Origin of the sequence: Desulfopila sp. IMCC35008 (genome assembly GCF_010646885.2) — a bacterium.
Lineage (GTDB): Bacteria > Desulfobacterota > Desulfobulbia > Desulfobulbales > Desulfocapsaceae > Desulfopila.
Genome location: NZ_CP050700.1, coordinates 5,150,979 through 5,164,005, shown reverse-complemented (window position 1 = coordinate 5,164,005; position 13,027 = coordinate 5,150,979). Strand labels below are relative to the sequence as shown.

Annotated in this window: 15 protein-coding genes; 4 read left to right on the top strand and 11 right to left on the bottom strand. The window is 48.2% G+C overall.

All coding sequences use genetic code 11. From position 1 onward, the window contains the following. Nucleotides 1-23: 23 nt before the first annotated feature. The 9 genes from GA520_RS22060 to GA520_RS22020 all read right to left on the bottom strand — a co-directional run bounded on the left by GA520_RS22060 (nt 24) and on the right by GA520_RS22020 (nt 5,043). Nucleotides 24-794 carry an SCO family protein gene (locus tag GA520_RS22060; RefSeq protein ID WP_163340669.1) on the bottom strand — a complete coding sequence of 257 codons (771 nt, stop codon included), beginning with the start codon at nt 792-794 and terminating at the stop codon, nt 24-26. Nucleotides 795-811: 17 nt separating this feature from the next. Continuing rightward, the gene (locus GA520_RS22055; RefSeq protein WP_163340668.1) at nt 812-1,354 is read right to left on the bottom strand and encodes a DOMON domain-containing protein; all 543 of its coding nucleotides are present in this window, start codon (nt 1,352-1,354) and stop codon (nt 812-814) included. A gap of 43 nt (nt 1,355-1,397) precedes the next feature. Further along, nucleotides 1,398-1,823 carry a DUF2231 domain-containing protein gene (locus GA520_RS22050; RefSeq protein WP_163340666.1) on the bottom strand — a complete coding sequence of 142 codons (426 nt, stop codon included), beginning with the start codon at nt 1,821-1,823 and terminating at the stop codon, nt 1,398-1,400. A gap of 291 nt (nt 1,824-2,114) precedes the next feature. Further along, on the bottom strand, nt 2,115-2,774 hold the full coding sequence (locus GA520_RS22045) for a 7-cyano-7-deazaguanine/7-aminomethyl-7-deazaguanine transporter (protein WP_163340721.1): 660 nt from the start codon (nt 2,772-2,774) through the stop codon (nt 2,115-2,117). A 252-nt stretch (nt 2,775-3,026) separates the two neighbouring features. Continuing rightward, on the bottom strand, nt 3,027-3,467 hold the full coding sequence (locus tag GA520_RS22040; protein ID WP_163340664.1) for a response regulator: 441 nt from the start codon (nt 3,465-3,467) through the stop codon (nt 3,027-3,029). Nucleotides 3,468-3,492: 25 nt separating this feature from the next. After that, nucleotides 3,493-3,765 carry a hypothetical protein gene (locus GA520_RS22035; RefSeq protein WP_163340662.1) on the bottom strand — a complete coding sequence of 91 codons (273 nt, stop codon included), beginning with the start codon at nt 3,763-3,765 and terminating at the stop codon, nt 3,493-3,495. Nucleotides 3,766-3,815: 50 nt separating this feature from the next. Next, the gene (locus GA520_RS22030; RefSeq protein ID WP_163340660.1) at nt 3,816-4,136 is read right to left on the bottom strand and encodes a PAS domain-containing protein; all 321 of its coding nucleotides are present in this window, start codon (nt 4,134-4,136) and stop codon (nt 3,816-3,818) included. 70 nt (nt 4,137-4,206) lie between these two features. Further along, the gene (locus GA520_RS22025) at nt 4,207-4,539 is read right to left on the bottom strand and encodes a hypothetical protein (RefSeq protein WP_163340658.1); all 333 of its coding nucleotides are present in this window, start codon (nt 4,537-4,539) and stop codon (nt 4,207-4,209) included. An 81-nt stretch (nt 4,540-4,620) separates the two neighbouring features. Continuing rightward, complete coding sequence (locus GA520_RS22020; RefSeq protein WP_163340656.1) at nt 4,621-5,043, bottom strand: PDC sensor domain-containing protein; 423 nt, start codon at nt 5,041-5,043, stop codon at nt 4,621-4,623. 339 nt (nt 5,044-5,382) lie between these two features. On the opposite strand from GA520_RS22020, the gene GA520_RS22015 reads away from it, so the two are divergent. Next, on the top strand, nt 5,383-6,180 hold the full coding sequence (locus GA520_RS22015) for an EFR1 family ferrodoxin (RefSeq protein ID WP_163340654.1): 798 nt from the start codon (nt 5,383-5,385) through the stop codon (nt 6,178-6,180). A gap of 20 nt (nt 6,181-6,200) precedes the next feature. Here GA520_RS22015 and GA520_RS22010 read toward each other — a convergent pair whose 3' ends face one another. Beyond that, nucleotides 6,201-6,584 (bottom strand): hypothetical protein, encoded by a 384-nt coding sequence (locus GA520_RS22010; RefSeq protein WP_163340652.1) that lies wholly within the window; start codon nt 6,582-6,584, stop codon nt 6,201-6,203. 315 nt (nt 6,585-6,899) lie between these two features. Here GA520_RS22010 and GA520_RS22005 point away from each other — a divergent pair, with 315 nt between their 5' ends. Continuing rightward, on the top strand, nt 6,900-8,597 hold the full coding sequence (locus tag GA520_RS22005; RefSeq protein WP_163340650.1) for an L-lactate permease: 1,698 nt from the start codon (nt 6,900-6,902) through the stop codon (nt 8,595-8,597). An 82-nt stretch (nt 8,598-8,679) separates the two neighbouring features. Here GA520_RS22005 and GA520_RS22000 read toward each other — a convergent pair whose 3' ends face one another. Further along, nucleotides 8,680-9,834, bottom strand: coding sequence for an NAD-dependent epimerase/dehydratase family protein (locus GA520_RS22000; protein WP_163340648.1), 1,155 nt, complete (start codon nt 9,832-9,834; stop codon nt 8,680-8,682). Nucleotides 9,835-10,113: 279 nt separating this feature from the next. On the opposite strand from GA520_RS22000, the gene GA520_RS21995 reads away from it, so the two are divergent. Together GA520_RS21995 and GA520_RS21990 are read left to right on the top strand one after the other, a co-directional pair. Next, nucleotides 10,114-11,373 (top strand): OmpP1/FadL family transporter, encoded by a 1,260-nt coding sequence (locus GA520_RS21995; RefSeq protein ID WP_163340646.1) that lies wholly within the window; start codon nt 10,114-10,116, stop codon nt 11,371-11,373. Between the two features lie 147 nt (nt 11,374-11,520). Continuing rightward, nucleotides 11,521-13,026, top strand: coding sequence for a cyclic nucleotide-binding domain-containing protein (locus GA520_RS21990; protein WP_163340645.1), 1,506 nt, complete (start codon nt 11,521-11,523; stop codon nt 13,024-13,026). Nucleotide 13,027: the final 1 nt, after the last annotated feature.

Sequence of the window (13,027 nt, the reverse complement as noted above, 5' to 3'; positions counted from 1 at the left end):
TCTTCCCGTATGTAAGAAAAGCGTTATTCTTCCCGCCGCAATAAGCGGACAAGGAAAACTCCCCCGATAATCACCAAAACGATAACGGAGGATTTCAGTATCAGAAAAACCGTTTTGTTCTGTTGTACCTCGCCGCTCAGGCAGTAGGCCAGGAATCTTTTGATCGATGTGGCCGGAGTACCCTTGGCTGCTTCTGAGAGGGCTAAGTCCACATCGCCGGAGAGGAAGGAGCCGTAAACATACTTGATGATTTTCCCGTCGCTTCCGGTTGCCACCAATGCAGATGGGTGGAGAAAGAGCCCGTCCTCGGCCGCTTTAAAGGTATAGCCGATTGCCTCCGTCACCATGAGAATGTTTTCCTTTTCCCCGACCAGGAAATGCCAGTTATCCGTCGGGAAATCTTCTGCCAGCATGGCTGTGTAGCTCCTTTTTGCGGCAGAGGCATGGCGGGGTGCTTCCTCCTCGTTAAAACTTAAAGTGATAATGTTAAAACTGTCGTGAGGGATGGAGGTCTGCTGCAGGGCAAGTGCCAGATTGGCCATATCGAACGAACAGATCTGCGGGCAGGTGTAATAGACCGGCAGCAGCAAGGTCGGCTTGTCGATAATGGCCCGCAAAGTGGTACTGGACCCCTCGCTATCTCTGAAGACCACATCCAGTGGAATAAACTCCCCGGTTTTTTCGACAACCCCCGTTGCCGCCTGCTGTTCGGTAATGACGGGATCATCTGCCACCGCGCTGGTCGCGACTGTCACGAACAGCAGCAGGTGGAAGATGAGTTGCAGGCGTCTCATTCCGATTTGACGTCAGCCTATTTTTTCTGGCCGCTTGCCAGGTTGACGGTAAGTGTATCCCTGAATACGTGTTTCACCTTGAAAGAATCACGTTCAGTCCCGTAGCCCACGATGATGACGGTATCGGCAGCAGGGTCGATGACCGAATCCTTGGTGTCACCCGAATTGAGAGGGATGGAAAACTCGATGGTAGTAACACCGTTTTCCTCAGAACCGCCCACAACGGTCACATTGCTTGTACCGCCAATCTTCTCATCACTTTTATGCTGGGTAGGTGCTGATCCAAATTCATCCTTTATTGTAACTTTTCCTTTTTTGACATAGCCGATAATGATGTCAGCATCCTTCATCTTTTTGCTGGGGTTGAAACCAACAGCAACCCAACCGGTGGTGGGGGCAGACAGTTTTACATCAAGCTTGTCCCCGTTCACACTCCAGGAAAAGTTCATCTTCTCGATATCGAGCGAGTGCTGGTAATCGACTGACCAGGCCGTTGAAACAAGAGACAATGACACAAGTAAGGTAAGAACAGCGATCGGGGTGAAGAGTTTCCTCGACATAAAATTATTCCTCCAAAGTTTGTAATAGAATATGGATCGGTACTTATCCACCATACACCAGCTCACCACCGGAAAAACCAAGCCCTCCGGCACATGCGAGGCAAAGGGTATACAGGATAAGGAGTTGTTTGGTGCTGCCGCCATTAAGATTAACCCACGCAGAATATGCCAACAGCACAGTGAGGGCCGTTGCCAGTATGAATTTCAGGATGATGAAAAAGCTGAGGGTGGAGCTGTAGAAGTACTGCCAGTCAAGGACCCCTGCAATAATTGTGGGTAAGATAAAGAGCAGTCCTACCACCGAGCAGTGGAGTGCTGTCCTGAGATAGGTCTTGTTTTTCGTAAAAAAAGCGGTGAGGCCAAAGAAGAAACAGCCGATCACCATGCCCATGGGGATATGGGTCAGGGCGGGGTGGAGGGGGTGGGCAAAGCCGATCGTCTCCAGGGTGCTGTAAATGAAATTCGTCATATCCTACTCCTTTCGAAAATGAGTACGTTGGACATATACATTCGGTAAGAGCGACAGGAATGAGATCTGATTATCAAACCTGCATGTTTTTAATATTATGGCACAAATAGCGATGAATCAAGGGGATTGCTAAGAAAGCTCTATTAATTGTACCGCAATCAGGCAGAACTACAAGAAATTAAAGGAATACTGCAGAGTGGTATTTGTGAAAAAGGGGCGACAGGCCACATCGCCCATCATGATGGGATGGGAAGTGTGGCCGTAAAGGAAAATGTTTCTGGCAAGGGTTGGTTATGCTTTCGCAGTTACAGTACCGGAAAACAGAATCCGGTCTTCAAGAAAGCGCAGTAATAATCCATAGGCCGGAAGGAACAGAAGCAGGCTTACAAAAAGTTTGAAGCCGTAGTCCACAGTGGCAATTTCCACCCAGTTTGCGGCCATGAACGGGTCTGAGCTGGCGAAAAAGGCCACGGAATAGAAGACCACGGTATCCAACAGGTTGCCAAGCACGGTGGAGGCAGACGGTGCTACCCACCACTTCCTGTTCTTCCTCAGCCTGGAGAAAACCTTGATATCGGCCAACTGGCCGAGCACATAGGCGGTAAAACTGGCAATGGCAATGCGGAATACAAAGGTGTTGAGCTCAGCAAGCCCCGTGGTGCCCTGGAATGCACCTTCAAAAAAAATCACCGATATAACGTAGGATGCGACAAGGGCCGGGACCATGGAGCGGAAAATGATTTTTCGGGCATCGGCCGGACCGAAGATCCGCACGGTAAGATCAGTTGCCAGGTAGACAAAGGGAAAGCTGAATGTGCCCCATGTGGTGTTTACACCGAAAACCTGGAACGGCAGTTGGACCAGATAGTTGGATGCAGTAATTATGAAAATGTGAAAAGCGGCAAGGACAACAAGCGCGCGTTTGACCTGCGTATCGGTAAGTTGAAGCATTGTTTTATGTTCCTTTTTGGTTGTCGGGGTGAGGGAACCCGAAATGAATCCTGACGAAGGCGATAGACACATCGATATCTCCCTCGTTTTCCCTGAAAAGGGCGCCAGTATAACGAATTATTTCGATTCGGCAAGTCATTTGTGATCTTTGCCTTGCCGAATCTAGAGATCGGATTGTGGAACCCTACCCGGCAGCGAGCCGCTGCGCTGTCAGGCCCCGGCCCTGCTTACAGGAAAGACAGTTGTGTTGTATTAACTTCCTATAAGTTCCTGTATTTTTATTGCCAGTTTCTGGGTCGTAAATGGTTTGTTAATACAATTCAGACCTTCTTCAAGTACTCCTTTATGGGCGATGATATCAGCGGTATATCCTGACATGAACAGACATTTCGTCTCAGGACGGAGAGCTTTGATACGGTTGGCAAGTTCTTTTCCGTTCATTTCCGGCATTACCACGTCTGTCAGAAGGAGGTCAATGGCAGAGGAGGGGTCTGATGCTACTTCAATAGCTTTAAGAGGGGATGCCACGGCAAAGACATCGCAACCCATCTCTTCAAGCATTTCCCTGATAATATTCAACAGCAGCGGTTCATCTTCAACCAGTAGTACGGTATTGACACCTATAGAAACTTTCTCTAAAGGAGTTTCCAGCAGCTCTTTTCCCGGCTCTTCCTTGTGTCTTGGGAAATACACTCTGAAAGTTGTGCCTTCACCCGGCTTACTGGAGATGTAATAAACCCGCCGTTTTGTTTGATGATACCATATACTGTCGAATTTCCGTGAAAGACCTGTGGAATTCGTCGCTTGGTTGTGATTTCAATAAGGCGAGTTCGGTCTGTCCAAGAATTACCGAGAGCATATTGTTAAAATCGTGTGCCACTCCACCTGCCAGCTGTCCAACAGCCTCAAGTTTTTGTGATTGGGCAAGCCTGTCGAACAGTTCTTCCCGTTCCCGCTCACCACGTTTGCGGTCGCTGATATCTGCAATCATGCTCTCAATTCTTAACGGGTTACCTTTGGCATCACGCACCAGAAAAGCGCTTAAGGAAAGCCAGATTCTCTCATTGTTTTTGGTATAGGCCGTAGTTCAAAATCATGGATCGATCCGGACTCCCGTAAGCGCGAGAGAACCGTTTCCCGATCTGCAGCATCAGCGTATATTTTCTGGACATGAGTATTGGTTTTTATTAATGCTTCAACATTATCATATCCAAGTATTTTGGCCATGGCGGGATTGGCGTTCAGGATTTTCCCGTCATAGGAGGTTTGCAGCATACCCTCAATGGCATTTTCAAAGATACTTCGATAGTTCAGCTCACTTTCCTTCAGGCCTGACAGGGTCAACTTGAGATTGTGGACCATGGTGTTGAAGGCCTTGGATAGGGTCCCGATTTCATCATGGGATGTAACCTCGAGTGCTGTACCATCAAGGTTACCTGCGGCGATCTCTTTTGCCCTGACAGAGAGTGTGTGTAATGGGTTGGGTGAGGTGACGCATGATCAGCAGTATCGCTGTTCCGATCACCACAATGACGAGTACAGTAAGAGTCGACAGAACCCGCATCATCCTTATTGCGGGAGCAAAGAGCTCGTTTTCGTTGAGCACAGATGCCACGGCCCAACTGGTTATCGGGATCTCATGATAGAATGCAACAAGCTTCTCACCATACTGGTTATAGCGAAACATGCCGGAGCCACCTGCCGTCATCAATTTGCCGAGATCGACCTGTGATGCAGAATCGATATCCCTTATTTTTTTACGCATAACGAAGTCCGGTTCGGGGTGGTAAATATACGTACCATCCTTCCCTATGATGAATCCAAAGCCTGTCTCGCCGGCTTTGAGTTATTGGACAATTTTTTGAATATATTGAAGAGAGATTCCGGCCCCGACCAGTCCCTGCGGCCTGTTGGTTTCGTCAAGGATCGGTGAAACTATGTAAATGGTTGGAATACCGGTGGTCCTGGAAATGAGTGGTGGTGTGATTTGTGTCGCAGCAGTTGTGGTTGCAATGGTTTCAGGTTCTATCATGATGGTCGATAGCCACCTGTTAATGCTTTCAGCACTTTTGCCAACGGAGTGCAGCATGCTGTCAGCCAGTTGCTGTTCAATGACATCATTGATGTATTTATAAGCGGTGAAACTCAGTGTGAGCAGGCCAAGCATGACAATAGGCAGGACATAGAATACCCGTTTGGCCTTAAGTGAGAGGTGGTTGTATATTGATTGTGGTGCTGAATCGGTTTTATTATTGCTGGTTGGATCCATTTTTTCAGTGCAGATGTTTTTATTTTAGATGGTTTCAGCATCATTTTATCATTAGATCATTTCCTACGTCATTTTTCTATAACCTGGGATAATAAATGTCTGAAAACATATATAACTTCATCGCGTCATAGCGCTTGTCCTGATGAAGTGAGAAAATAAAAGTGGTAAATTCTATAATTACGGGGATTGTGATTGGAGGCGCTACCTGTCTCAACGTATTGTCCCTTCATGACGAGCCCTTGCTTTATAATTGTTTTTCGAGGTTATGTTCATGGTATATGTATTGGGCAACATATGTGATAGGAGAAACAAAACGTCATTCAACAGTGAGGTTGTGATATGAAGATAGATCGCGTGCAGACCTTGTATTTTTCACCTACCGGAACTACAAAAACGGTAGTGACGGAGATGAGCCGTGAATATTTCGGCTCCAAAGCTCCTTGCTTTGATTTGACCTATCCAGAGTATACCTTGCCCCAGGACTTGTCTACAGGGGACCTGGTGTTTGTGGGTGTGCCGGTTTATGCTGGCAGGGTTCCCGCCCTGGCTGTAGAAAGGTTGGAAGGACTTCAAGGCAACGGGGCCAGTATGGTGGTTACAGTTGTCTACGGCAATCGCGAGTATGAGGATGCACTGCTTGAACTCAGGAACATGGCTCTAGAGCATGGTTTTAGGGTTGTTGCCGGATGTGCCTTTATCGGAGAACACTCCTTTTCGACCGGTGAATTGCCGATTGCAGCGGGACGGCCGGATGAGGATGATTTGAAGATTGCCCGGAAATTTGCCCAACAGATTCGCGACAATGTAAAGGGCCTGGCGGAAAAAGGACGTGGGCATCTGGATGTTCCCGGTGATAAACCTTATAAGGAAGGGATGATGAACCTGCCGTTCACTGTGCAAGTGGACGAGGAGAAATGCACCCTCTGCGAAACCTGCATCTCAACCTGTCCTGCCGGGGCAATTTCCCTCTCCGGCCAGATCATAATGTCGGCTGATCTCTGTATCCTTTGTTGTGCTTGTATAAAGGGTTGCCCGGAAGAAGCGGTGAGCCTCACCGCCCCGCCTATAATGGAAAAGGTCGTCTGGTTGCATGAAAACTGCAAGGAGCGTAAAGAGCCGGCGCTCTTTACGCTATGAGGTGACTGGCTCAAGTCAGTTTAGCTGTTCCGTGCCAGGTACTGTTGTCGCGCCAGTATCCAGAGAGTGTAGGTCCCTATCGCTGTGCCGATGGGGACCGATATCAGGTGGAATGCGCCGATTAACCAGCCTGCGATTCCTGTTGTCCAGCGTTGTTGTCCCCGGATGTCCTTGGAAAATCCTAACAACAGCATGGACCAGCAAGTAAGTAAAAAAGCCGAGAGCGAAGGATGCATACCGAAGACCTGCGTCTGCACCTGTGTTGTCTGGGGTTGGGTATTTACAAGGGAGAGAAGGAGAAAGCCGCCACCTACCAGGCCGAGCCAGCCTGTGAATGAGTAGATGCGTCCGAGGAATAGGATATGCCAGTCTAACTCGGGTGCGGTTCGTTTTTGTTGACTCATATGTTCCTCCTTTTTGTTGCGGCTTCCATCTGTGAAAAATTGCTGGATTACGGCTGGAAGGTGCAGAAATCCCTATTTTCCTGATAAAGTAACCTGAACTCTTTATTGAATAATACTCTCTGGTTTACTGAAAATACCAGTGATTATTAGAGTTACATTAAAATCACACATACTACTCATCATACCAGTTGTCAATAGTGCTGTTTTGCTGGTATGATGAGTAGCGTAAGTAGTTGTTAAGGAAATCTATTAACTACTCGCTGGTTGTTCCTGAAAAGAGATCACAACGAGCGGGGTGAAGAAAAGAGGACAATAATGTCTTTATCCATTTTAGCTTGTATTGCCTGTCTGCCTATCATCACCGCCCTGGTCCTGATGGTTGTTTTGAGAAAACCAGCTACCGTGGCGATGCCCATGGCCTGGGGAACTGCTGTATTGGCGGCCCTGTTTGTCTGGCAGACGTCCCCATTGTATATCGTTGCCCTGAGTTTACAGGGAACAGTTGTTGCTGTAAATTTACTGATAATCGTCTTTGGGGCAATCCTGCTGTTGCATACCCTGACCGCGAGTGGAGGCATGGAGACAATCCAGACCGGGTTTCGTTCGATAAGTCCGGATCCGCGAATCCAGCTTATTATAATTGCCTTTTTATTCGGGGCGTTTATCGAAGGGGCGGCGGGATTCGGTACACCGGCCGCTCTTGCGGCACCGCTCCTGCTTTTACTTGGTTTTCCCCCTCTTGCCGCTGCTCTTGTCTGTCTGGTGATGAATACCATTCCGGTTCCGTATGCGGCAGTAGGAACGCCAATTATTATGGGGTTGAAATACCTTAAAGATCTTGTTCTCCAGGCGGTGGCATCCGGCCAGTCTGAACTCGGGTTCTCGTCGGTAGATGGCTTTAATGCCCTGATAGGCCAATGGGTGGCTATTATTCACACGCCAATTGGCTTCGTTTTGCCAATTTTTATGTGCGGATTCCTGACCCGTTATTTCGGGCCAGGTCGATCCTGGCGTGAGGGGTTTGCGGTGTGGAAGTTTTCACTTTTGGCGTCTCTCTCCTTCCTTGCGCCATATCTGCTGCTGGCATTTTTATTTGGTCCCGAGTTTCCTTCCCTTATCGGCGCCCTCATCGGTTTGGCCGTGACGACCTGGGCTGCCAGAAAAGGCATAGCCCGGCCTGCTGAGCAGTTTTCATTCGGACGGCGTGAGAAGTGGGAGAGTGATTGGACAGGAACGATATCCCCTGCTGATGCAGCACGGCCACAGGCAACAATGAGTCAGTTCCGGGCTTGGTTGCCGTATGGTCTTATAGGAATTTTGCTGGTCTTGACACGGTTACCCGTACTGGGCCTGAAGGGAATTCTGGCAGCTCAAAAGCTGAGGTTTGAGGATATCCTTGGGTTTTCAGGTGTGAACGCTGATATACCCTATCTCTATCTGCCAGGGGTCATTCCATTCACCCTGGTTGCCTTGCTTACTATTCCACTGCACAGGATGTCATTGAAAACTGCTGCCGCTGCCTGGCGAAAATCCATGCACAGTATGATAAAACCGGCTGTCGCGCTCGTGTTTGCCGTTTCAATCGTTTCCATTTTCCGCGGTACAGGCATTGAGGATAAGGTTCTCAATCCCAATAGTTATCCTTCTATGCCATTGGCGATGGCTGGGGCCGTGGCAGATCTGGTCGGCAGGGGGTGGCCGATGGTAGCAGCGTTTATCGGCGGTATCGGTTCCTTTATAACAGGTTCGAATACAGTCTCAAACCTGCTGCTGGCTGAATTTCAATGGGGAGTGGCTGAGGTTTTGGGTTTCAAGCGGGATATCATCGTTGCCTCCCAGGTGGTGGGTGGAGCAATGGGCAATATGGTCTGTATTCATAATATTGTGGCCGTTTGTGCAGTTGTGGGACTGTATGGCAGGGAGGGGACTATCTTGCGGATGAACGCTATTCCTTTTCTGCTCTATGGCATTATGGCTGGATTAATGACTGTGCTGCTCCTCGCACTTTTTTAGTAACCGTCATAAAATTACCCTTCTTTCCAATCTCAGTGTTGCGCCTCTATTTTAAACAGAACTCGGAGGTTCAGGATGGAAATTACTTGATTTCGGTATTGCTTGTTCCTGCTGAGATTGATTTATGCATCTGTTCCAACAAGATTTCCGGACGATGCTTGAAGTCTTGTTCGAAAGTACCGTCAGAGCGGATTTCTTCGTCATAGGTGGTTATCAGGTTCTGCTGACTCCAGCGGGTGAGGTAATAGATAACCATATCAGGCATGCGGGTATAGACTGTTTCATTCGGCATCGGATCTTCGAAACTTGATCCCTGTAGTTTATCGGTGTTCAGGGTCTGGGTGGTATAAAAGTTCCGTATAAAAATGAGCTCCGGGGGCAGGTTTGCTTTCAATCCGAAGTTGCGCATGACGCGAAGCAGGGCAGAGGTACAACGTTTCCCAATGTTGGCCATCTGGTACGGGACGTAAATCTCATAGGGCCGACGGAGCTGAAGGTACGATTTGATCGTCAGGATGAGGTCAGGAAGGTTGACATGTAACCGATCGGCAAAATTGTAGGTCTGTCCTGAGAACTCTTGCCGGTTGTCGATCATATGATGAATAAAATAGGGCAGTTTACGACAATTGGAGTAGGAATGGTGTACCCCTTTTGAGGTGAATAGAAAGGGCATAGATTCGTCGGCGATGGAGAATAGCATTCTATGAAAGCCCTGAATCTTGTGGTCATGGTTGCCATAGACCACGGACAGTCGAATACAGCTGTAGTCCAGTCCCGCCTTTTTGTGGAGATATTCCAGGGTTTTTTCCGTCATGAGCTTGGTTTTTGCGTAGTTGCTCATTTTGTGACTGAATTCCCGGGTTTGGGTCTCATCGATGTTTTGACCGGTTTTCAGTGTTGCCGCAGAACTGAGGTGGATGTATGGAATGTTCAGCTCGGCGGCCGTCATGGCCAGGTTGATCGGCCCGGAATAGTTTATTTCATAGGACATCTGGCTGTCTGAATCGATATTGGCAATAGCCGTATTAATAATGAAATCCGGTTTGACTGTTGTCAGGTAGCTCTTGATATCGGCTGGTTCACGGATGGAGAGCTTTTTGCTGCTAGGTGCCAGAATATCGATGGGGGCAGTTGTACGGGATTTAAAATAGTTGACAATTGTACCGCCAACCAGGCCGGAACCACCAATCAGGACACCGAGGCGTCGTGTCGTTTGAGCTGCATCTGTCTGTGCCATATCTGACCGCGAATAGAAGAAACTATTTAAGGGTTATGTTTATTAGGATACCAATCATGATGATGCAGTCAATAAGAAATATTTATAGTTGTCTTCAGCCAGCCATCCCGGATGATCTCCGGTTTTTTCAAATTCAGACCAAAATAGTTAGAGTATACAGAATACTATCTTCTTGTTAATTCATAATTCCTGACGCATAATAAAATTGATAACCTGATTATATAGCTGTTATTTGAAAAATCTGTTGAAACTGCAAACCTTAACGAAGGGATCGCTGTTATGGATAGATTTGATCAAAATGTTGATGTGAAAATTCTTTTTTCAGTGTTTTTTCTCTCCTTGGTGTTTCCGTCTCATGGCAGGGCAGCGGGCTACCAGATTCCAAATCAGTCGTTGCGGGCCGTCGGTATTGCAGGGGCCACGGTGGCCAATACCCCGGGACCTGAGGCATCATATTATAATCCGGCTAATATGAGCTTTCTTGATGAGTTATGGCAGATGGAGACAAGTCTGACCATGCTCCATCTGCCCTCTATCAGCTATACAGATAATCGTACGGCCATGATGGATGGCAGTTCCGATTCAGAGATGTTTTATCTGCCACAGTTACACCTGGTCTCAAAAAAGTATAGCAGGGTACGGTTCGGGTTCTCTCTTACCTATCCCTATGGCCTGGCAAAGCAATGGTCTCAACCCTACCCCGCAGCAACAGCCCGGAAGTTTTCACTTGATGTGATAGAGGCAAATCCTTCTTTTTCGTATGCCGTGTCTCCCCTGTTCAGTGTTGGAGGGGGGGGGCGACTGATTTACAGCGAGGGAGAGGTCGTAAACGGTGTGCCCGGCCTGAGCCGTGAGCTTGAAGGGGATGATTTTTGCTTGGGATACAACCTGGCGGCGACCTATTCACCGTCACCGCCCTGGCGGCTCAGCGCAACATATCGTTCCGAAGTGGATCTGGGATTGGAGGGTGATGCTGTTTTGAATGCTGCGGTAGACGGGACAACAGTAATGGGTTATTCCGGGCCTGGCTACCTTGATGTACCTTTACCGGCGGTCTTCAGCCTGGCCACGTCGTATGCCTGGGAGAACCTGACATTCGAAATTACCTGGAATCGTACGTTTTGGTCCGCTGTTGAATCGTTTGATTTTCAATACGATCAATCCTTTCTCGGAACACCGTTTGACGCCTTTGACCGCCCTCTTGTAAAGGACTGGAGTGACAGTGATGCCTTTCGTTTCGGACTTACCTGGGAGATCAATGCCGTGTGGCAGGCAACTTTTGGTTTTGCCATAGATGAAACTCCGGTTAGGGAAGAGACCCTTGGTTTTGAATTACCCGACTCCGACGGCTATATGTATTCAGCCGGAGTCCGTTATGCAGTTTCGGATCGAGTCAAAATAGGTGTCTCTTACATGTTCTATTATACGACTTCTAAAACAGTAACCGGGGAGCCTGTTGCCGGGCTACCGGGGATCGAAGGCAGGTTTGAGGATGGTGGAGCCCACGCCGTAAATGTTGGTGCGGTCTTTAGCTGGTAGGTATCATCTGTTTCGTGAAAAAGAAGGTCGTTTAGAGCACTGAATAGAAGTTGCACTTCACATAGAGCAAGTCGGCTCTCCTGGCCAATCGTGAAAATCTGCTGCCCTACTTTTTTTATCAATTTGACGTCCTTATTGGTGAGTGCCATGACAGAAGGTTTTTTACAGTTAAAAAGTGAAGCACAACAGCAGTTATTGGATCAAGCCATTCCGTACAGTAATCCCTGCTCTTTTGCTGCAGGTGACAGAATCCTTTCTCCCTCAGAGGACCCCCTGGCTTTTTATTATGTACTGCACGGTACTGTCGAAGTGAGTTACATGGACCAGAATGATACCAGAATTACCGTTGCGCTTATCGGTGAAGGGGAGTTCTTTGGTGAGATCGGTTTTTTCGATGGTGAAACACGGGTGAGGGATATACAGGCGAACGGAGAGGTTGAAGTTGGCATTTTCAACGATGCTACAATGTCTGCTATGCGCTCTGAAAACCCCGATCTCTACATGGACTTTGTGGTTTTTATAACCTGTAAGATTTGTCGTAAGTTCCGGCGTATTGCTGGCGAACGTGAACCGGTGAGCAGCTATGCAGACTCACTGTCAACCCGACGTTCCGGGAGCTATAGTGAGTCGAAGCCTCTGCCGCCATCCCTGTTGCATTCCGAAGGTTTTCATCATATCAGCAGCTTGCTGGAGGGTTTTAAGGCTGAGTTATTTGATCTTTCACATCAGTTACAAAAAAATGAAGCGGGAGGGGTTACCGACGAAAAACTTGAAAGCCGCTGCATAGAGGTTGTCGTCGAGCTGAACAGTTCTCTTGTTGACTTTCAGAAGGCCATGAGCGGAACCGGCTACGAAGAAGTCATGTGGGGGTATGTTTTCAAGGAGCTGTACCCGTATCTCATGCGGAGCCGGTTTGCAGAAAGAGCATATTTTAAGCCCAAGGGGTATGCCGGTGATTTCCTGATGATGGAGCATATCTATGCCAACGAACCGAAAGGGGAGGGGCGGCTGGGAGAGCTTATCGATATCTTTTGTCTGCAACGTCCTGGCTCCCTGGCCATCCATGGCAGGCGTGAATTGCTAAAAACACAACTTTCACTGATTAGTGATGAGCTCCACGCAAGGGGTGCTGAAACCCGAATCATGAACCTTGCCTGTGGCCCCAACAGGGAACTGTTTGATTTTTTAGGAGAGTGTGATCACAGCGAGTCTGTGGAGGCGCTTTGCGTAGATATCGATGCGGAAGCATTGCAGTACACCAACCAGTATGTCAATATTTTCCCTCACAGGGCATCCATCCGGCTGATGAGTGAAAATGTTATAAAGTGGTCCCTTGGAAGGGTCTCCCATCAACTGGGGGAGATGGATGTCATCTATTCGGCCGGGCTTTGCGATTATCTGGATACCAGACTCTTCAGGGCACTTGTGAATCAATGCTATAAGCACCTGAAGCCGGGGGGGACCTTGCTGCTCGGTAATTTTACCCCCTATCCCGACTCTCTCTTCCTCGATAAATTACTTAAGTGGGAATTAATCTACCGGACGGAGGATGAACTCAAGGAGCTGTTTGAGCCGACTCATTTTGGCTTGGATATCAAGGTGATTTCTGAAAAGGCGGGAGTTAACCTGTTTGCCGTGGCCGTCAAAGAGTGAA